We start from the raw sequence: 19,595 nt of genomic DNA, 5'->3' as shown, positions 1-19,595 counted from the left end.
CCTAGCGTGACGCACACATCAGGGCAGGCAGGGCAGGAGGCTCGGTGACGGCCCATCCGCACGACGCCCCGGACGGGGCGTCCGCCGGCCACCCCCTGCGGGTGGAGACGCGCGGCCTCGACGTGATCGAGGACGCGGAACGCAAGGGCACCCCGCGCACCCTGTTCTGGCCCTGGTTCGGGGCCAACGTCTCCGTCCTCGGCCTCGGCTACGGCGCGTTCGCGTTCGGCTTCGGCATCTCCTTCCCGCAGGCCCTCGCCGCCGGCGCGCTCGGCATCGTCGTGTCGTTCCTGCTGTGCGGCTTCGTCGCGGTCGCCGGCAAGCGCGGCTCGGCCCCGACCATGGTGCTCAGCAGGGCCGCGTACGGCGTGCGCGGCAACCGGCTGCCGGCCGTCGTCTCCTGGATGCTCACCGTCGGCTGGGAGACCGTCCTCACCGCGCTCGCGACGATGGCCACCGCCACCGTCCTCGGCGCCCTCGGCTGGGGCGGCGGCACCGGCACCAAGGCCGCCGCCCTGATGGTGGTGGCCGCGCTGACCGTCGCCGGCGGAGTCCTGGGCTTCGACCTGATCATGCGGCTGCAGACCTGGATCACCCTGGTCACGGGCGTCCTCACGATCGTCTACGTCGTTCTCGTCGCCGACCGGATCCACTGGAGCGCGGTCGACGCCCTCCCGGCCGGTTCCGCCCAGCGGTTCATCGGCGCGCTGGTGTTCATGATGACCGGCTTCGGCCTCGGCTGGGTCAACGCCGCCGCCGACTACTCCCGCTATCTGCCCCGGGACTCCTCCAGCCGGGGAGTCATCGGCTGGACCACGTTCGGCGCCTGTCTGGCCCCGCTGGTGCTGCTGGTCTTCGGCCTGCTGCTGGCCGGGTCCGCCCCGGAGCTGAACCGGGCGATCGCGGCCGACCCGATCGGGGCGCTGGCCACCCTCCTGCCGGCCTGGTTCCTGGTGCCGTTCGCCGTGGTCGCCGTCCTCGGCCTGGTCGGCGGCGCCGTCCTCGACATCTACTCCTCCGGCCTGGCCCTCCTCTCGGCCGGTCTGCGGGCACCCCGCTACCTGGCCGCCCTCCTCGACGGCGTTCTGATGATCGCCGGCTCGGTCTACATCGTGTTCTACGCCGACAACTTCCTCGGCCAGTTCATGGGTTTCCTCACCACACTCGGCGTGCCCATCGCGGCCTGGGCCGGCGTCATGCTCGCCGATCTGGCGCTGCGCCGCCGCGACTACGACGAAGCCGACCTGTACCGCCCGCACGGCCGCTACGGCGACGTACCCCTCCTCCCGCTGTGCGTCACCGTCGCCGCCACCGCCGTCGGCTGGGGCCTGGTCACCAACACCGCCGCGCACTGGCTGACCTGGCAGGGCTATCTACTGACGCCGCTCGGCCTCGGCGGCCGCACCGGCCCCTGGGCGTACGCCAACCTGGGCGTCCTCGTCGCCCTGGTCCTCGCCTTCCTCGGCACGCTGTCGACGACCAGGACCCGGATACGGCACCAGGAGGCGGGGGCAGCCGGCCCGGCCCGCGAGGAACTCCCACGCCCGTGAGCCCCGGGCCTTGCCGACGACTCCCCCCGACGGAGACGGCCCGTGCCCGGTGCTCGGCCCACACACATCCCACGACCCGCGACCCATGTGCGGGCAATCCATGTGCCGGGGATCCACATGTGCCGCGTACGCATGCCCCGCACCCCACCGGGTACGCGAGGCGGGAGCACGCCCGGGGCGCCGAGCCGTCCCGGCAGCCCGTACGACCGTCGAACCTGGGGACCAGCCATGGAGACACCCGCACACGCCGACCCGCCGACGCCGGCCCAGCAGGCGCTGGACGCGCTGACCGTGAACGCCGAGGACCAGGCCGCCCTGGACACCCTCGCCCACAGTGACGTACTCGTCCCGGTGCCGGACGACGCGCTGGACGGAGAGGGCGCCGACGCCACGACGGTGGCGCTGCCCGTCCTGGAACAGCCCGGTGGCGACGCGGTCGTCCCGGTGTTCACCACGGAGGGCGAGATGGCCGATCTGCTGCCCTTCGTCTCGCGCTACCGTCTGATCCCGCTCGGCGCGCTCGCCGCGCAGTGGCCCGACGAGAACCTGTCCCTCGCCATCGACGGCAGCTCCTCCCACGCCCTGACGCTCACGTCACAGGGAGTCCGCACGCTGCTGGCCCGCTGAGCGACGAACCCGCCGACCCGCGGACCACCTCCCGCGGTCGCCGCCGGGCACCGCCCCGGCGGCGACCGCGGCGGTACTCGACCGGTCCTCCGGCAGGGCCGGTCGCTCTAGAGTTCCTGCCCGGTCAGCATGCGCCGCAGTACCGCCCGCTGAAGCGGGAGCACCTCGGCGTGCAGGATGCGGCCCTTGGGGGTGAGGGCGACCCACACCCCGCGTCGGTCCTCCGCGCACACCGAGCGTTCCACCAGGCCGTCCTTCTCCAGCCGGCCGATCAGCCGGGACAGCGCGCTCTGGCTGAGGTGCACGCGGCCGACCAGGTTCTGCACCCGGCACTGCTCGCCCTGCTCGGGCGGCTCGGTGGCCAGCAGGTCCAGCACCTCGAAGTCGCTGGCGCCCAGCCCGTACGGGTGCAGGACGCGGTCGATCTCGCACATCGTGCGCGCGTGCACGGCGAGGATGTCCCGCCAGCGTTCCTCCAGCCGGGTCTCGGCCGTCTTGACTGCCATAACCGCACGGTAGCACCGCCACGACCACTCGTTGAGCGTGCAACTAGTCCGGGGGGTGCTCCCGACTCAGACCGACGGGTCCTGGAGCAGCCCCAGGTGGTTGCCGTCGGGGTCCTTCACGAAGGCGATCAGCCGGCCGCCGCCGACGTCCTGCGCGTCCTGGAGCAGCTCGGCACCCGCCGCCAGCAGCGCCGCGAGCCGCTCCCGCAGATCCGTCACATGCCAGTACGGCACCGGCCCGGTCATGCCCTTGGCGTGCCCGCTGGGGTCCAGCCCGACGTCCTGGCCGGCGGCCTTGTAGCCCACGTAGTACGGCTCGTCCGCGTACGGCTCCACGCCCAGCAGCGCGCCGAACAGGGCCTTGGCGCGGTCCAGGTCCTTCACCGGGTAGATGATCGTCTGCAGGCCTGCGGCCATGATGCTCACTCCTTCGCACAGTGGTGCCCGGCTTCACGGGGCCGGGGCACCGACGGTTTCCTCGTCGGTGCCCCCACGCTAGGACGGGCGAGCCCACGACGGCTTCTCCGATCCTGACCGGTTGCCGTGTTCACTCGTTGCGCAGCACCTCGGCGACGGTGAGCCGGACCGCCCGGCGCAGACTCGGCGGCGGCTTCCGGGTGCGTGCCCGGATACCCCTGGACCGGCCGTGACGCCGGACGGGTCCGAGCGGGCGCCGCGTGTCCTGATCGCCGACGACCAGACGCTGATCCGGACCGGCTTCCGGCTGATCCTCACCGCCCGGGGCATCGAGGTGGCGGGCGAGGCCGCCGACGGGGCCGAGGCGGTCGCCGCCGTCCGTGAACTCGAGCCGGACGTCGTCCTCATGGACATCCGCATGCCGGTCATGGACGGCCTGGAGGCCACCCGGCGCATCCTGGCCGAGGCACCCGGCTGCCGGGTGCTCATGCTGACCACCTTCGACCTGGACCGGTATGTGTACACCGCCCTGTCCCTCGGGGCCGGCGGCTTCCTGCTCAAGGACGTCACCCCGGAGCACCTGGCGGCGGCCGTCCGGCTCGTCGGTACCGGTGACGCCCTGCTGGCCCCGCAGATCACCCGGCGCCTGGTGGAGCGGTACGCGGCCGAGGCCGACCGGACGGCCACGGCCGTCCCCGCCGATCTGGCCGCGCTCACCCCGCGCGAGCGGGAGGTGCTCAGCCTGATGGGCCGGGGCCTGTCCAACACGGAGATCGCCACCGAACTGACCCTCAGCGAGGCCACGGTCAAGTCCCACGTGGCCCGTGTCTTCGCCAAACTCGGCCTGCGCGACCGCGCCCAGGCGGTGGTCATCGCGTACGAGACGGGCCTGGTGAGACCGGGCACACGGTGACGAGCGCCCCGTAGGGGCGGGACGGGGCGGGGTCAGGTGTGCCTCGGAGGCGGGACGGCCTCCGAGGCACGGTGCTCATGACGGCCGGGCCGCCGGCGAAGGGGTCACGGTACGAGCTTCAGCAGGCGGTTGGGCGAGCCCGAGCCGGCGCTGGTGACCTTGCCTGTCGTCGCCCCGTTCACCAGGGCCGTGGCGACCTGGGCCGGTGTGGCGGAGGTGTGGCCGGCCAGGTAGACCGCCGCGGCTCCGGCGACGTGCGGGGTCGCCATGGAGGTGCCGGAGATCGTGTTGGTCGCGGTGTCGCCGGTGTTCCAGCCGGCCGTGATGGAGGATCCCGGGGCGAAGACGTCCAGCACGGAGCCGTAGTTGGAGTAGCTCGCCCGGGCGTCGGTGCTGGTCGTCGCGCCGACGGTGATAGCCTCGGCGACCCGGGCCGGGGAGTACGAGGAGGCGTTGGCGTTGCTGTTGCCGGCGGCCACCGCGTACGTCACGCCGCTCGCGATGGAGTTGCGCACGGCCGCGTCCAGCGTGGCGGAGGCACCGCCGCCGAGCGACAGGTTGGCGACGGAGGGGCCGGAGTGGTTCCGGGTCACCCAGTCGATGCCGGCGATGACTCCGGCGGTGGTCCCGGATCCGTTGTTGTCCAGTACCCGCACGGCGACGATCTTCGCCTTCTTGGCCACGCCGTAGGTGGAGCCGGCGATGGTGGTGGCCACATGGGTCCCGTGGCCGTTGCCGTCCGCGGCGTCGGTGTCACCGTCGACGGCGTCGTAACCGTAGGAGGCACGGCCGCTGATCTGCTGGTGCGTGATGCGTACGCCGGTGTCGATGACGTAGGCGGTCACACCGCTGCCGGCGCTGTCCGGGTAGGTGTAGGTGCCGGACAGGGGCAGGGAGGTCTGGTCGATGCGGTCGAGGCCCCACGGCGCGCTGGACTGCGTGGTGTCGGTGACGCCGACCCGCTGGTTCTGCTCGACGGCGGCCACCGCCGGGTCGGCGGCCAGGCGCTCGGCCTCCGTCGTGGAGAGGGTGGCGGTGTAGCCGTTCAGCGCGCTGCCGAACGTCCTGGTCACGCTGCCGCCGTACTCCTTGACCAGATTCCTGCCCGTGATCGAGGAGGCCTTGAATCCGGCGTCCTTCCGGAGCGTCACGATGTAACTGTCCCGGACCGCCGTGGGCGAGCCGGCACCGATCACCTTGCCCACGGCGGGAGCGGCCTGGGCGGGGACGGCGGCGAGGCCGCCGGCCAAGGTGGTCGCCGCGATCGCGGCGGTCGCGACGAACCGTATTCTCTTGCTCCGCAGTTGTGCCATTACGAGGGATTCCTCCTCTTGGCGGCGCGCGCACGGGTGGGGCGCGCGTCTGTGGGGGCGGGTGCGCGTGATCGCGCACCCCTGCCGAGACGGGGGCGTGGCGTCCCGCTCGGGCCGTGATCAAGAGTCGCCGACAACAGGCGCCGCTCACAAGGCAGTTGACGAACCATCAACATACTTGCCATGCTCACGACATAACCATCGGGTGTGGCAGGGAGGGGTCGAGCACGCTCTTCCCGGTTGCCGCCCTGCTCACTCGAACGCGGACGCCGCCTCGCGGAGCGCGGTGGCCACCGCTTCCGGGGAGTCGGGGCCCGGCGGTCCGGGCCGGTACGTCACCGACCTCAGCCGCCCGGTGAAACGGAACGTGCGGTGGCGTTCGTACAGGGGCCAGGAGACGGGCGACTTGCGGTCGACGCCGATGCTGATGCCCTGGAAGGGGGCCATGCCGATGAGCTGGTGCACGCTGTCGGACACGGCCCGTTCGGTCCCGTCGACGACCAGCGTGAACCGCCAGCGCAGGCCCTCCTCGGCGGTGGCGCTCAGCAGGACGTGGTGCGCACCCGTCGCCAGGGGACCGGCGTCCGTCTCGTGCAGGACGCCATACTCGTTGTAGGCGAGGCGCAGCCGTCCTTCCTCGACGTACAGGCTGTAGCCGCCGCCCTGGTCGCCGTGGGAGACGAGGACGCCTTCGCCGGTCTCGTCGAGCAGGACCTCGATGTCGAAGGACCGCAGGGAGATCAGCCGGGAGGAGCGGTAGCGCTCCAGTTCCGGCGTGCCGGGCAGCAGGGTGAGCGGCCGGGCGAGCCCTTGTTCGGCGGGGTTGCGGCGGGCGAGGGCCCCACTGCCGTCCGGCAGCGGGAAGACGCCGTTGCGCCAGGCCGCCTCCTCCCAGGCCGCCGACAGTTCCTTGACGAGGTCCGGGCGCTCGGCGGCGAGGTCGTGGATCTCGGTGGGGTCGGTGCGGATGTCGTACAGCGCCCATTCGGAGTCGTCGTAAGGCGTGCCGGGCCGGTGCAGCGTGACGAGTTTGTGGCCGTCGCGGTAGTGGCTGCGGTTGCCGCTCATCTCGCAGTACTGCTCGTGGTGGGTGGAGTCGTGGGCGGCGTCGGACAGGACGGGGGCGAAGCTCGTGCCGTCCGGTTCCTGGAGGGTGAGGCCGCGCCGGGTGTCCGGGCGTCGCAGTCCGGCCAGTTCCAGGAGAGTGGGTGCGATGTCGGTGACGTACTGGTACTGCGGGCGCAGGCCCGGTGCGAGCCGTCCTTCCCGGGCCCCGTCGGGCCAGGACAGCAGGAACGGGACGCGTACGCCGCCGGCGTAGGTGTGGCCCTTGTAGAGGCGGAACGGCGTGTTGGAGGCCATGCCCCAGCCTCGCGGGTAGTGGACGAGGCTGCGGGGGCCGCCGATCAGCTCCGGGTCGCGGTCGACGTCGGGCGTCCAGTCGTCCGGCAGCCCCGGGTGGTGGACGAAGCGGCTGAAGTAGGAGCGGGTGCCCTCGGCGCCGCCCTCTCCGGTCCCACCGTTGTCGGAGGTGAAGACGATGATGGTGTTGTCGAGTTCCCCGAGCGCGTCGAGAGTGTCGGTGAGGCGGCCGAGGTTCTGGTCGATGTTGTCGACGAGCGCCGCGTACACCTCCATGTAACGGGCGTAGAGCCGGCGCTGCTCCTCGGTGAGGTCTTCCCAGGCCGGTACGTCGAGGCCGGCCTCGCTGTTGCGGGCGGGCAGTTCCGTGCCGGGCGGGAAGAGGCCGGCGGCCTTCTGGGCGGCGAAGCGCCGTTCGCGCAACGCGTCCCAGCCGTCGTCGTAGCGTCCGCGGTGGCGGTCGATGTCCTCGGCCTTGGCCTGGAGCGGCCCGTGGACGGCGTTGTGGGCGAGGTACAGGAGGAAGGGCTTGTCCTGGTCGTGGGCGCGCAGTGACTTGACCATGGCGATCGCCTGGTCCGTGATGTCGTCGGTGTAGTAGTAGTCGTCGGGGAACTCGTCGATGTCGAGCGGGCTGTTGTCCCGGACGAGTTGGTGCGGGTGGAAGAGGCTGGTCAAGCCCTCCAGTACGCCGTAGTACTGGTCGAAGCCCTTCTGGAGGGGCCAGCCGGCGCGGTCGTTCGCCGCGTTGGACGCGGAGTCGCGCACCAGGTGCCACTTGCCGACGGCGTAGGTGGCGTATCCGGCGTCGTGGAGCAGTTCGGCGAGGGTGGGGATGTCGTCGGCGATCTGCATGCCGTATCCGGGGAAGCCCGGGTCGGAGTTGGCGACCATGGCGTAGCCGACGCGGTGCGGGTTGAGGCCCGTGAGCAGCGCCGCTCGTGCCGGGGAGCACAGCGGCATGGTGTGGTAGTTGGTCAGCCGTACTCCGCCGTCGGCGAGGCGGTCGAGGACGGGCGTGGGGATCTCCGAGCCGAACGGGCCTATGTCGCTGTACCCCATGTCGTCGACGAGGACGACGACGATGTTCGGTGCCTTCCCGGTGCGGGCGGGTGCGGGCCAGGCCGGTTCGGACTCGGCGAAGGTCCGGCCGACGTGGCCGGGGAAACCCTCGTACGGGTCGCGTCGGGTGGCGCTGCTCATGCGGGGACCTCCGCGTCGTCGGCGGTGCTGTCGGTGTGGGGGGCCGGGAAGAGGCGTGCCAGTTCTCCGGCCAGCTCGGTGAGTTGTGCGCGGCCCGGCCGGCCGGTGAACGCGGCGATGTGCAGGAGGGTGCCGCCGCCGCGCAGGGTGAGCAGCTCGGTGTCGAGCAGTCCCGGCACGATGCGGCGCACGGCGTCGGCCGCCGCCGGTTCGGCCAGCAGCCGGGCGAGCGGGGTGCGCAGGTTCAGGATGCCCTCGGGGAACTCGTCGGCGCGGGCGGCCGGTTCGCGCGCGGCATCCGCCCGCTCGCGTTGTGCCGCCACCAGCAGGTGCCCCTCGTCGACGGAGTCCGGCTCGTGCGGAAGACCGAGGCGTTCGTACTGGTCGCGCGGGGCGTCATTGGCGCGCAACTGCTCGACCAGGAGCCGGATCATGCGCAGTTCGACGGCGCCGTCCACGATCGGCCGTTCCTGGTGCGGGTCGGTCGCGAGGTCGAAGAGCAGGGTGCCGAACCGCTGCGGGCCGAGGAGCGCCGGCGCGGGCGCGGGGACCCGGACGGTCCGCACCCCTTTGGTGAAGGAGAAGGGTTCCGCGAGGGAGATGCCGGCGAGTTCCTGCGGGGTGAAGCGGCCGCGGATGCGGGTGGGCATCAGGGTGTGCTCGTTGAGGGGCAGGTTGGTGTCGTCGTGGCAGGCGCGCATGTAGACGTAGCGGCCGTCGGTGATGTTCACATGGCCGCCGAACATGCCGAACAGGGCGGAGGTCCGGCCGGTACCGGCGCCGACCGTCCCGTCCGTCCCGCCCAGGGGACGCCCCTGCATGTCGGGCGTGCGGTCGACGCCGAAGTACTCCAGCAGGGTCGGTGCGATGTCGATGGTCTGGACGAGGGTGGCGTCGTGGGTGCCGGCGCGGTCCGGGCGGCGCGGGTCGTGCACGAAGAGCGGGGTGTGGACCAGCTCCTCGTACCAGGGCTGGACCACCTTCGCCCACCAGCCCTTCTCACCCAGCAGGAAGCCGTGGTCGGTGCAGACGATCAGCAGGGTGTCGTCCCACAGGCCGTGGGTGTCCATGGCGTCCAGGACCCGGCCGAGCGAGTGGTCGCACATGGACAGCAGCGCCGCGTACTCGTAGCGGGCGTGCTCGACCTGTTCCGGTGTCTCGGTGACCCGGTTGTAGTCGGGCCAGTCGAAGTGGGGGCCGTCGTAGTCGTGGGGGTAGAGGTCCTTGTAGTGGGCCTGGGTGAAGAAGGGCTCGTGCGGGTCGAACGTCTCGATCTGCAGGAACCAGTCGTCCTCGGCGTGGTTGACGCTCAGGAACTCCAGTCCCGCGTCGAAGGTGAGGGTCTGCGGCTGCTCGGCCTCGCTGCCGAGGTACTGCCGGTTGACCCAGTCCTGGCGCCACAGCTCGCCCCGGCCGGCGCGCAGGTCCTCGGGCGGGCGCGGGTCGGCGACGTGGCCCTTCCACGGGTCGCCCTCCTGGCCGCGGAAGAACTCCCAGGTGCTGTAGCGGCCGTGGTAGGTGGCGCCGCCGTCTTCCCAGTAGTGCTGGTGGTCGCTGACCAGGTGGGTGTGGACGCCGTTCTGTTTCAGCAGTTCGGGCATGGAGTCGTCGAACGGTTCGAGCGGGCCCCAGCCGCGGTGCAGGAAGTTGTGGCGGCCGGTGTGCAGTTCGCGGCGGGCGGGCATGCAGGGCATCGAGCCGGCGTAGCAGGTGTCGTAGGTGACGGTGCGGGCGGCGAGGCGGGCGAAGTTCGGGGCGTGGACCCACTCGGGCCCACCGTAGGGCGGCAGCATGTGCCGGTTGAGGCTGTCGAACATCACCATGACGGCCTTCACGGGCTGGTACGTCCTTCCGGTGCGGCCGGCTCCGTGTCGCGGGCGCAGCGGAAGCCGCCGTGGCCGGTGGAGGAGTCGGGGGTGTTGTGGGAGCGGGCGGCGACCCGGTAGCGGTTGCAGTAGGAGGCGTGGCAGAGGTAGGAGCCGCCGCGGATGACCCGTTCGCCGGTGCCGTGGGTGTCCTGGACCCACTCCCACACGTTGCCGGAGGTGTTGTACAGGCCGAACCCGTTGGGTTCGTAGGCGGTGACGGGCATGGTGCCGGTGCTGCCGCCGGGCCGGTCGGAGCGGTGGGGAAAGTGTCCTCGCCAGGTGTTGCACATTTCCCGCCCGCCCGGCGTGAAGTCGTTCCCCCACGGATAGCGGGCGCCTTGCAGGCCGCCGCGCGCGGCGTACTCCCACTCGTCCTCCGTGGGCAGCCGCAGCCCCGCCCAGGCGCAGTACGCCAGGGCGTCGTGGTGGGAGACGTGCACCACCGGGTGGTCGGCGCGGCCGTCGAGGTCGGAGCCGGGGCCCTCGGGGGCGTGCCAGGACGCTCCCGTGACGCCGAGCCACCAGGGTGCTCCCGGGACACGGCCGAGGACGTGGCGCTCGGCGGCGGGGTGGAGCAGGAGATGGAAGACGTACGACGACCCGAAGCGCTCGGCGTCGGTGCGGTGGCCGGTGGCCTCGACGAAGGCCGCGTACTGGGCGTTGGTGACGGCGGTGGCGTCGATGGCGAACGGTGCGACGCTCACTTCGCGGACCGGGCCCTCGCGGTCGGCGTGGTAGCCCTCGCCGAAGGCGTCGCCGCGCAGGAAGGTGCCGCCGGGCAGCTCCACCAGGGCGGGGTGCGCGGCGCGGCGCGCCCGCGGCAGAGGAAGCAGCCCGGTGAACGGTCCCGCTCCGCCGCCGCAAGGGCGGCCGGGGGCGCAGCAGCCACTCACGCGGGCACCTGCGTGGAGCGGGGCTCGCGGTGGCGCGCCGGCGGGACGGGGTCGGGGGCGGCGGCGAGCAGGGCGCGGGTGTAGGGGTCGGCCGGGTTCTCGCACACCTCGTCGGCGCTGCCGGTCTCCACTATGCGCCCCCGGTGCATGACGGCGATGCGGTGACTGACCTGCCGTACCACGGCGAGGTCGTGGGCGATGAAGACGAGGGAGAGCCCGAGATCGCGTTGCAGGTCGGTGAGCAGGCCCACGATCTGGGCCTGGACGGAGACGTCGAGCGCGGAGACGGGCTCGTCGCAGATGAGGACGGACGGTTCGGGGGCGAGGGCGCGCGCGATGCCGATGCGCTGGCGCTGGCCGCCGGAGAAGGACCGCGGGCGGCGGTCGGCCGCGGACGGGTCGAGTCCGACGAGCAGCAGGAGTTCCTCGACCCGCTGTGCGCGCCGGCTCCGGTCGCCGATGCCGAAGGCGTGCAGCGGCTCGGCGATGATCTGGCCGGCGGTCATGCGGGGGTTGAGGGAGGCGTACGGGTCCTGGAAGACCATCTGGATGCGGCGCCGTACGGTGTGCAGTTCGCGGCGGGAGGGGCGGCTGATGTCCACGCCGTCCAGGCGCAGGGTGCCCGAGTCGCTCGGGTGCGCGTGGGCGAGCACGCGGGCGAGGGTGGACTTGCCGGAGCCGGATTCGCCGACGATGCCGAGGGTCTCGCCGGCGGCCAGGGTCAGGGAGACGTCGTCCAGCGCGGTCAGCGGACGGCCGCGCAGACCGCGGCCCCGGTAGGTCTTGCGCAGTCCCACGGCCTCCAGGACCACGGCGCCGGGGCGGGGCCGGTCGATCCGGGCGGGCGGGGGCGCGGCGGGCAGCGGCGCGGACCGGCTCGTCGCGGGTGGGCAGGCCACCCGTACCGTGCCCTCTCCGGACGCGGCCCGCGTCGTGAGGGTGACCAGCGGTGGGGTGACGGTGCGGCAGCGGTCTTCGGTGAAGGCGCAGCGGTCGGCGAAGGCGCAGCCGTCGGTGAGGACCGAGAGGTCGGGCGGGGCACCGGGGATGCCGGCCAGGCGCGTGCCGGACGGTGCGGAGAGGCGGGGCACCGCGGCGAGCAGGCCGGCGGTGTAGGGGTGCCGCGGGCGGGTGAGGACCTCGGCGGTGGGACCGTCCTCGACGACGGTGCCGCCGTACATCACGAGGACCCGTTCGCAGGCGCGGGCCACGACGCCCATGTTGTGGGTGATGAGGACCAGGGCGGTGCCGGTGCGGCGGTTGAGGTCGCCGAGCAGGGTGAGGATCTGGTCCTGGACGGTGGCGTCGAGGGCGGTGGTGGGCTCGTCGGCGACCAGGACGTCCGGTTCGCCTGCCAGGGCCATGGCGATCAGGATGCGCTGGCGCTGCCCGCCGGAGAAGCGGTGCGGATGGTCGTCCAGGCGGCGTTCCGGATCCGGGATGCCGACCAGGTCGAGGAGTTCCACGGCTCGGGCGAGGCGGGCCGCCTTGTCGCGGCCGCCGTGGGCGCGCAGCACCTCGTCCAGGTGGGCGCCCGCGGTGAGTACCGGGTTCAGGGCCGTCATCGGGTCCTGGAAGACCATGCCGATGCGGGCGCCCCGGACCCGCCGGAGCTCGGCCTCGTCGGCGGCCGCGAGGTCCTGTCCGTCCAGCAGGACGGAGCCGCGGGCGACGCGGCCGGTGCCGGGCAGCATCCGCAGCAGGGCGAGGGCGGTGGTGGACTTGCCGGAGCCGGACTCCCCGACGACGGCCAGGGTCTCGCCCCGGTCCAGGGTGAAGGACACGTCCCGCACGGCGCGGGTGAGAGTGCCGTCGGGTGCGGTGAACTCGACGTCCAGGCCGCGTACTTCGAGCAGCGCGGAGGCGGTCATCGGCGTATCTCCCGGTTCAGTGCCTCGGCGATCAGGGACAGGCCGAGGACGAGCGCGGTCACGGTGATCAGAGGGCCGGCGGCGAAGTGCGGCGCGTCGGCGAGGTAGGGCATCGACTGGCTCAGCACGGCGCCCAGGGTGGGCTGCGGGGGGCGGACACCGACGCCGAGGAAGCTCATCGCGCCCTCGATGAAGACCGCGACGGTCAGCGAGACGGCGATCTGCACGACGAGCGGGTCCACGGCGTTGGGCAGGATGTGCCGGGTCAGGACACGGGCCGGGGAGGCGCCGCCGACCCGGGCGGCCGTGGCGTACTCGCGTTCCCGCTCGACCAGGATGCCGGTGCGCAGAAGCCGTCCGAAGGCGGGGATCTCGGCGAGGGCGATGACCAGGACGACGGGCAGGCGGCCGGGGCCGAGGATGGCGGTGACGGCGAGGGCGAGGATCAGCCCGGGGAAGGCGAGGACGAGGTCGAAGGCCCGCTGGACGGCGGTGTCCACGGCCGGGTGGGTCGCGGCGAGCAGCGCGAACAGGCAGCCCAGAAGCGCCCCGAGGGGCACCGCGAGGGCGATGATGCCCAGGTCGGCGCGGATGCCGTAGACCAGGCGGGCGAGCAGGTCGCGGCCGAGGTCGTCGGTGCCCAGGAGGTGCCCCGGGGTGCCGGGGGCCGCCAGGGACAGGTCGGACTGGTCGGTCGGACTGTGCCCGGCGAGCAGCGGGGCGAGGACCCCGGCGAGCACGACGGGCAGGACCAGGGCGAGGCCGACGCGGCCCCTGGCGGAGGCCAGCGCGGCCCGGTAGGGGTGGCGCGGGCTCCTGCGGGCGGGTTTCCCGGGGGCCGGGAGGGTGATGGCGGTCATGGGGTCACTCCCACCTGATCCGGGGGTCGAGCCAGGCATGGACGAGATCGGTGATCAACTGGACGAGGACGAAGACGGTCACCAGGAGCAGCAGCAGGTCCTGGACGACCGGGTAGTCCCGGCGGGTGAGGCCCTGTTCGGCGAGCTGGCCGAGGCCGGGCCAGGCGAAGATGGCCTCGACGAGCACGGCGCCGCCCAGCAGGTGGCCGGTCTGCATGCCGAGCAGGGTGACGACGGGCGGGAGCGCGTTGGGCAGGGCGTGGCGCCACAGCAGCCGGCGCGGATGGACGCCCGCCGCGGTGGCCGTGCGCACGTAGTCCTCGGCGAGGGCGCGCTCGATGCCGTCCTTCAGGTAGCGGCCGAGGATCGCGGCGCTGGGCAGCGCCAGGCACAGCGCGGGCAGCAGCAGGTACTGCACGCCCAGGTCGGGGGCGGTCAGGACGGAGACCCGGCCGCCGGACGGCAGGACCTTCAGCACCACCGCGAACAGCAGCACGAGAAGGACGCCGGTGACGAACGGCGGCACGGCCAGCGCCCCGGTCGTCAGGACCCGGACCGTGGCGCGTACCCAGCCGCGGCGTGCGGTGGCACCGAGCACCCCGAACGCGGTGCCGAGGACGACGACGAACAGCAGGGCGCCCAGGGTGAGTTCGACCGTCGCACCGAGGCCGTCGCCGATGAGGTCGGCGGTCTGGCCGCCGATTGCGTACGAGGGGCCGAGGTCGCCGGTGAGGAGGCCGCCGATCCAGTGGACGTACTGGAGGGGCAGGGGTTCGTCCAGGCCGAGGCGGTCCCGGATGGCGGCGACGGTCTCGGGACCGGCGTCCGGTCCGGCGAGGGAGGTCGCGGGATCACCCGGCACCAGGCGGAGGATCGAGAAGATCACGAAGGAGGCGACGAGGAGGACGAGGAGGGCGGACGGGAGCCGCCGCAGCAGTCGGATGCCCATGCTCAGGCCGCCAGGTAGGCGTTGTCGAGGTTGAGGTAGGCGAACTTGTTGAGCGTGACGCCGTGCAGGTCCTTGGCGGCGACCTGGACGTTGCCGCGGATGACGAGGTCGATGATGAACGCCTCGTCGAGGAGGATGTCGGAGATCTCGCGGTGCAGCGCGTTCGCCGCGGCGCCTGTGGCGGGACTCGTCCACGCCTCGCGGACGACCCGGGTGTACTTCGCCGACCGGTATTTCGAGGTGTTCTTGGCCTCGTTGAAGGGATAGGCGCTGACCGCGAGGGTCGACGGCTGGACCTGGGCGAACCCGTGGCTCATCGTCCACAGCGCGGGCATCTTCTGGGAGATGAGGTCCTTCTGCGCCGTGGCCGGGTCGGTGGGCCGGAGGGTCACGTGGACGCCCACCTGCTTCAGGTCGTACTGGAGGGACTCGGCGACGGCGGTGTCCCCGGGCAGACCGAGGTGCAGCAGGGGAAGGTCGAGGCGGGTGTGTCCGGCGGACCGCAGCAGTTCGCGCGCCTTCGCGGGGTCGTGCCCGTAGTGGGTGCGGCCGGCCTCGGTGAAGGCGGGCGACGACTTCGGCCAGGGGGCCGCCGAGGCGAGTCCGTAGCCGCCGAGGGTCTGCTTCAGGATGCGGTCGCGGTCGACGGCGAGGGCGAGGGCCTGCCGGACGGTGCGGTCGTCGAGCGGGGCGACCGTGGTGTTGACGCCGAGGTACTGGGCTCCGCCGCCCGTGTCGTACTCGGTGACGGTGAGGCCGGGACTGCTCTTGACGACGGCGAGGTTCCTGCCCGGAACCTGGAACGTGAGCTGCGACTGACCCGTGCGCAAGGAGGAGACGAGGGCGTCGGCCTGCGGGATCACGCGGAACTCGACGGCGTCGAGGTAGGGGCGGCCCGGCTGCCAGTAGGCGTCGTTGCGGGTGAAGCTCAGTCCGGAGCCCGGGCTCCACTTGGTCAGCCGGAACGGCCCGGTGCCGTTGAGCCTGGTTCCCTTCAGCGCCTCCTCGACGGAGTTCCGATCAGTGATGATCATGAACTCGAAGAGGTCGAAGAGATTGTTGACGCGGTGGGCCAGCTTGAGCACCAGCCTGTGGTCGCCCTGCTTCTCGAAACCGGTGATCACGCCCGCCGTCGCCCTCAACTGGGCCGCCCTGGCGGGGTTCTGGAGGTTCTTCACGGCGAAGATGACATCGTCGGCGGTGAACGGCCGGCCGTCGTGGAAGGTCACACCGGAGCGCAGTTCGAGGGTGATGCTGCGGCCGTCCTCCGCGTAGTGCCAGGAGGTCGCCAGTTCGGGCCGCGGTGTCAGCTCGTCGTCGTAGCGGGTCAGCGTGTTGTAGACGAGGCGGTGCTGGAGGGACTGGCCGCTCTGGGCGAACAGGAGGCTGGGGGTGAAGTCGCTGTTGATGGCGACGCTCACCGTGCCGCCCCGCCTCGGCTCGGCGGCGCCCCCCTTCTCTGCGGACTCCGACGCGGAGACGGCCGAGCGGCAGCCCGCCAGTCCCAGCCCGAGGAGCAGGGTGCCACCGCCGGCGGCACGCAGGGCGGTCCGCCGGGAGGGTGGGGCGGCCGGGGAAGGGTACGACTCGGTCATCGGATGCCTGCCTGTGACGATTCGAGGGACGATGAGGTGACGACGGGACGCGGAGAACGGCGCCGCGCGCCCGACGTCGCGGGCCATTACTTCCGCTGCGATCGGAATTCATGGCCGCGAGGCCGTGCAAGCGGCTGACGGTTCGGCGCGAGAGCGCGCACGTCCTCGCTGTCAGCGCGGAGCCGCGTTGTCGGCGCGTATCGGCGTGGTCAGCGTTTGTCGGCGCGTATCAAGAGGGAGATGCGTGGGCGAGGCGGAGGCATCGGTGGAGAGACCTGGTCCGCTCGCGGGCGAGGTGATCAGACGAGAACGGCACAGACCGCGCTGGCCTGTCGACACAAGTCGACATGCCTGCGGGAGACGAGGCGCTTGTCCGGATGCACGCCAGCAATATGACAGTGGCGTCGTCCGGCGGTCAACGGCGCTGTCCGTTCAGTGAGACGGTGTCAGTCCTTCCGCTTCGCCCCCCGCCCGCTCTTCCATCGTCCTCAGCGGGGCCCTGAACAGCGGATTCAGCAGGACGGTGCCGGCCGCGACGGGCAGCGTGGCCGGGCCCGCGTGGGGGCTGACAATGCGCTCCGGGTCGTCGCAGACGGACGAGAGATCGACGGCGGCGCCCCGGATCTCCTCCAGGTACTCGGCGTTTAGGACGCTGGCGTGCTCGGTGACGACCACCAGGTCCGGGTTGACGACGTCGAGCAGGAGGGCGACCGCCCTGCCCACCGCCCGGGCCCGTTCCCGCAGCAGCCGGTCCGCGCGCCGGTCACCGGCCGCCGCCGCGTCCACGACCAGGAAGATGTCGGGTTCCGGCACGATTCCCCGGCGCGCCGCGGTCGCCGCGACGGCGGTGTTCGACGCGGTCGCCTCCAGACAACCCGAACGGCCGCACGGGCACGGGGCGGTGGAGTCGGGCACGGGCAGGTGCGCGACGTCGCCCGCCGCCGAACCCGGCCCTTGGTGCACCACGCCCGCGATGCCCAGGGCCGCGTCCACGACGTTGCCGACGAAGAGGTGGACGAGACTGCGCCGTGCGGCCGGCCTGCCGAACAGGATCTCCGACTGGGCGATGGCACGCGCGTGGTTGTCGATCCGCACGGGCACACCGCCCAGGCCCTCGGCGAGTTCCCCGGCTAGCGGGCGGCGCCGCCACCCGAGCGCCTCGTGCCGGACGACCGATCCCCGCACCGGGTCGATCCAGCCGCCCAGCGCCGCGCCGACTCCCAGCAGGGGCCGCGGGCCGACGTGTTCGGCGAGGAAGGCGCGCAGCTCGGCGGTGATGGTGGCCGGTAGCAGCTCCCGGTCCAGTCCGTCGTGTCGGACCAAGCGCCGGGCGATCACCCTGCCCCGCAGATCGACCAAGCCCAGCGTCGACGCGGGCACGCCCAGGTGCACGCCGCCGGCCACCGGCCCGCCGACCGCACCGAGGTGCAGGTCCATCGGGATCTGCGGGCGTCCTACCCCCCGGCCCTCGACGAGGTCGGGCAGTTCGCGCAGCAGCCCCGCGCGTGTCAAGTCGGTGGCCTGCCGGGACACGGCGGCCGGGCTGAGTCCCGAGAGCCGGGCGACGGCGCTGCGGGCGACCGGGCCGTGATCGAGGACCGTGCGCAGCACGAGAGCCGCGTTCGCCTCGCGCCGGCCGTCGCCGACCATTCTGTGCGGGTGGGGGGTGGACGTCATCGTTGCCTCTCCACGTTGCGGGGACATGAAATCCCGAAGCCGATCACGGGCCGTCCCGCGGAGCGGGTGCCAAGGCGCCGGTCCCTGCCGTTCGGCGCCTCAACTCTCCTGGTCAGAACGGGTTTCCGGGCCGACGGCCAGATGCCGTGCAGGGGGAATTGAAGCACCCCGGGACAGGGTCCGGGGCTCGGTCCCCGTCCTTGACGAGCCTCGCGGGGCCCTGCCAGTCTCCGGGACATGCTCACCTCGGCCGCTTGCCAGTCGCGGCTCGGCACCGCCGCCCCGGCGCTCTGTCCGGGCCTTTGCCGGGCTGCCGCCGGCGCCTGAACCGAGCGTCCCGCGCCGCGGGTTCGCGCCGCCGCCACCGTCGTCATGGCAACCGCGCGCCCCCGATCCTCACGTCGTCCGGCATCCGCCTCGGCCGCGCGGTTTCCGGGCCCGGTCCCTGCCTCACCTCAATTACTTCCCCTCAGGAATTAACCCCACACAAGCCGAGTGCGTTGCTTGTGTCCACGGAAGGAAGCACACATGACCACCACAGCCCCGGCCCCCGCCGTCACCGTGCAGAAGGTCGGCGGCCGCCTCGGCGCGGTCCTCACCGGCGTCCGTCTCGGCGGCGACCTGCCCGCGGACACCGTGGCGCAGATCCGCGCGGCCCTGCTCGAGCACAAGGTCGTCTTCTTCCGCGGCCAGGACCACCTGGACGAGGAGCAGCACGAGGCCTTCGGCCGTCTGCTCGGCACGCCGGTCGCCCACCCGACCGTTCCCTCCGCCGACGGCCGCTACTCCTTCCCGATCGACTCCGACCACGGCGGCCGCGCCAACCAGTGGCACAGCGACGTGACCTTCGTCCCCGCGTACCCGGCCTTCTCCATCCTGCGCGCCCTGGTCGTGCCCCCGTACGGCGGCAACACCCTGTGGGCCAACACCGCGACCGCGTACGCCGGGCTGCCTCAGCCGCTGCGCCGCCTCGCCGACGAACTGCGCGCCGTGCACTCCAACGACTACGACTACGCCGCGCTGCGCCCCGACGCGCTGCCCGAGCAGTTGGCCCGGTTCCGCGAGGTGTTCACCTCGACGAAGTTCCTCACGGAGCATCCCGTCGTGCGCGTCCACCCGGAGACCGGGGAGCGGGTCCTGCTGCTCGGCAACTTCGTCCAGCGCATCAAGGGGCTGACCGCGCCGGACTCGCGTGCCCTGTTCCAGCTCTTCCAGTCCCACGTCGAGCGGCCCGAGAACACCGTCCGCTGGCAGTGGCAGGCCGGCGACGTCGCCATCTGGGACAACCGGGCGACGCAGCACTACGGGGTGGACGACTCCGACGACCACGAGCGCAAACTGCGCCGGGTCACCATCGACGGTGACGTCCCGGTCGGCGTCGACGGCCGGTCCTCCGTGCTGCTGTCCCCGGAGTCGGTGCCGGACCCGGCGTTCGGCGTCGCGTCGGGTGCGTCGAGCACGTCGGACGCGTCGGGCGTCCCGACCGCGGGGGCCGCCACCGCATGACCGTGCCCGTCGTCCCCACGTGATCGTGGTCCTCACCGGCCGGCAGCGCTGGGACACCACGGGCGCGCACGGCAACCGGGCGGGGGGGGCTCCCGGGTTCGACCGGCTGGCCCGCGAGGGCACGCTCGTCGAGCACGCGACCACCCCCGACCCGGTGTGTGCGCCGGCCCTGGTGGAGGGGGCCAGCCCGGAGATCGCACCGGCCCCGCCCGTCCCGCAGCGCAGCCCCGGCACCCTGCCCCGCTCGGTGCCGTGGGAGGGGGGATACGGTGCGGCCACCAGCGGCTCTGACGCCGACGCCGCGGCGACGCCGGCCCGTCGTACAGTCCGCTTCCGGGCTCCGGCGGCCCCCGGCGCTCCGCCACCCGCATCCGTCCTCGGGGCGAGCCTGTCCCATCGCCCGCCCCGTGGCCCGGCGCACCGCCGCCTGCCGCGGCAGCGCGGGATCCGACGGTCATGGCCGCACGAGGCGGGGGGGCACGGCA

Annotated in this window: 16 protein-coding genes; 4 read left to right on the top strand and 12 right to left on the bottom strand. The window is 72.7% G+C overall.

The window, feature by feature from the left end:
- The first annotated feature begins 44 nt into the window (after positions 1 to 44).
- Positions 45 to 1,550: a purine-cytosine permease family protein gene (locus IE251_RS25325; RefSeq protein ID WP_229896926.1), complete on the top strand. Its 1,506-nt coding sequence runs from the start codon at positions 45 to 47 to the stop codon at positions 1,548 to 1,550.
- A 228-nt stretch (positions 1,551 to 1,778) separates the two neighbouring features.
- On the top strand, positions 1,779 to 2,177 hold the full coding sequence (locus IE251_RS25320) for an SseB family protein (RefSeq protein ID WP_189755302.1): 399 nt from the start codon (positions 1,779 to 1,781) through the stop codon (positions 2,175 to 2,177).
- A 107-nt stretch (positions 2,178 to 2,284) separates the two neighbouring features.
- Here IE251_RS25320 and IE251_RS25315 read toward each other — a convergent pair whose 3' ends face one another.
- Positions 2,285 to 2,683 carry a MarR family winged helix-turn-helix transcriptional regulator gene (locus tag IE251_RS25315; RefSeq protein WP_189755301.1) on the bottom strand — a complete coding sequence of 133 codons (399 nt, stop codon included), beginning with the start codon at positions 2,681 to 2,683 and terminating at the stop codon, positions 2,285 to 2,287.
- Positions 2,684 to 2,749: 66 nt separating this feature from the next.
- Positions 2,750 to 3,100: a VOC family protein gene (locus tag IE251_RS25310; protein ID WP_189755300.1), complete on the bottom strand. Its 351-nt coding sequence runs from the start codon at positions 3,098 to 3,100 to the stop codon at positions 2,750 to 2,752.
- A gap of 229 nt (positions 3,101 to 3,329) precedes the next feature.
- On the opposite strand from IE251_RS25310, the gene IE251_RS25305 reads away from it, so the two are divergent.
- Positions 3,330 to 4,013 carry a response regulator gene (locus IE251_RS25305; RefSeq protein ID WP_189755299.1) on the top strand — a complete coding sequence of 228 codons (684 nt, stop codon included), beginning with the start codon at positions 3,330 to 3,332 and terminating at the stop codon, positions 4,011 to 4,013.
- A 104-nt stretch (positions 4,014 to 4,117) separates the two neighbouring features.
- On the opposite strand, the gene IE251_RS25300 is transcribed toward IE251_RS25305, so the two are convergent.
- The 10 genes from IE251_RS25300 to IE251_RS25260 form a co-directional block, all read right to left on the bottom strand.
- Positions 4,118 to 5,326, bottom strand: a complete 1,209-nt coding sequence (locus IE251_RS25300; protein ID WP_189755298.1) for a S8 family peptidase — start codon at positions 5,324 to 5,326, stop codon at positions 4,118 to 4,120.
- A 252-nt stretch (positions 5,327 to 5,578) separates the two neighbouring features.
- Complete coding sequence (locus IE251_RS25295; protein ID WP_189755297.1) at positions 5,579 to 7,891, bottom strand: arylsulfatase; 2,313 nt, start codon at positions 7,889 to 7,891, stop codon at positions 5,579 to 5,581.
- Complete coding sequence (locus tag IE251_RS25290; RefSeq protein ID WP_189755296.1) at positions 7,888 to 9,726, bottom strand: sulfatase; 1,839 nt, start codon at positions 9,724 to 9,726, stop codon at positions 7,888 to 7,890. Before IE251_RS25290 ends, IE251_RS25295 begins: the two co-directional genes overlap by 4 nt.
- Positions 9,723 to 10,652, bottom strand: coding sequence for a formylglycine-generating enzyme family protein (locus IE251_RS25285; RefSeq protein WP_373302046.1), 930 nt, complete (start codon positions 10,650 to 10,652; stop codon positions 9,723 to 9,725). Before IE251_RS25285 ends, IE251_RS25290 begins: the two co-directional genes overlap by 4 nt.
- Positions 10,649 to 12,523 (bottom strand): dipeptide ABC transporter ATP-binding protein, encoded by a 1,875-nt coding sequence (locus IE251_RS25280; protein ID WP_189755295.1) that lies wholly within the window; start codon positions 12,521 to 12,523, stop codon positions 10,649 to 10,651. Before IE251_RS25280 ends, IE251_RS25285 begins: the two co-directional genes overlap by 4 nt.
- Positions 12,520 to 13,383: an ABC transporter permease gene (locus tag IE251_RS25275; RefSeq protein ID WP_189755294.1), complete on the bottom strand. Its 864-nt coding sequence runs from the start codon at positions 13,381 to 13,383 to the stop codon at positions 12,520 to 12,522. The genes IE251_RS25280 and IE251_RS25275 overlap by 4 nt, the downstream gene beginning before the upstream one ends.
- Positions 13,384 to 13,387: 4 nt before the next feature.
- On the bottom strand, positions 13,388 to 14,332 hold the full coding sequence (locus IE251_RS25270) for an ABC transporter permease (protein ID WP_189755293.1): 945 nt from the start codon (positions 14,330 to 14,332) through the stop codon (positions 13,388 to 13,390).
- A 2-nt stretch (positions 14,333 to 14,334) separates the two neighbouring features.
- Positions 14,335 to 15,927 carry an ABC transporter substrate-binding protein gene (locus IE251_RS25265; protein ID WP_189755292.1) on the bottom strand — a complete coding sequence of 531 codons (1,593 nt, stop codon included), beginning with the start codon at positions 15,925 to 15,927 and terminating at the stop codon, positions 14,335 to 14,337.
- A 299-nt stretch (positions 15,928 to 16,226) separates the two neighbouring features.
- Positions 16,227 to 16,310 carry a putative leader peptide gene (locus IE251_RS42175; RefSeq protein ID WP_350966838.1) on the bottom strand — a complete coding sequence of 28 codons (84 nt, stop codon included), beginning with the start codon at positions 16,308 to 16,310 and terminating at the stop codon, positions 16,227 to 16,229.
- A 49-nt stretch (positions 16,311 to 16,359) separates the two neighbouring features.
- Positions 16,360 to 17,604, bottom strand: a complete 1,245-nt coding sequence (locus tag IE251_RS25260; protein ID WP_189755291.1) for an ROK family transcriptional regulator — start codon at positions 17,602 to 17,604, stop codon at positions 16,360 to 16,362.
- 528 nt (positions 17,605 to 18,132) lie between these two features.
- Here IE251_RS25260 and IE251_RS25255 point away from each other — a divergent pair.
- On the top strand, positions 18,133 to 19,110 hold the full coding sequence (locus IE251_RS25255; protein ID WP_189755290.1) for a TauD/TfdA dioxygenase family protein: 978 nt from the start codon (positions 18,133 to 18,135) through the stop codon (positions 19,108 to 19,110).
- The last annotated feature ends 485 nt before the right edge of the window (positions 19,111 to 19,595 follow it).

Source organism: Streptomyces eurythermus (assembly GCF_014649115.1).
Taxonomy (GTDB): domain Bacteria; phylum Actinomycetota; class Actinomycetes; order Streptomycetales; family Streptomycetaceae; genus Streptomyces; species Streptomyces eurythermus.
The sequence above is the reverse complement of the archived record's forward strand: the minus strand, read 5'-3'. Positions and strand labels throughout refer to the sequence as shown.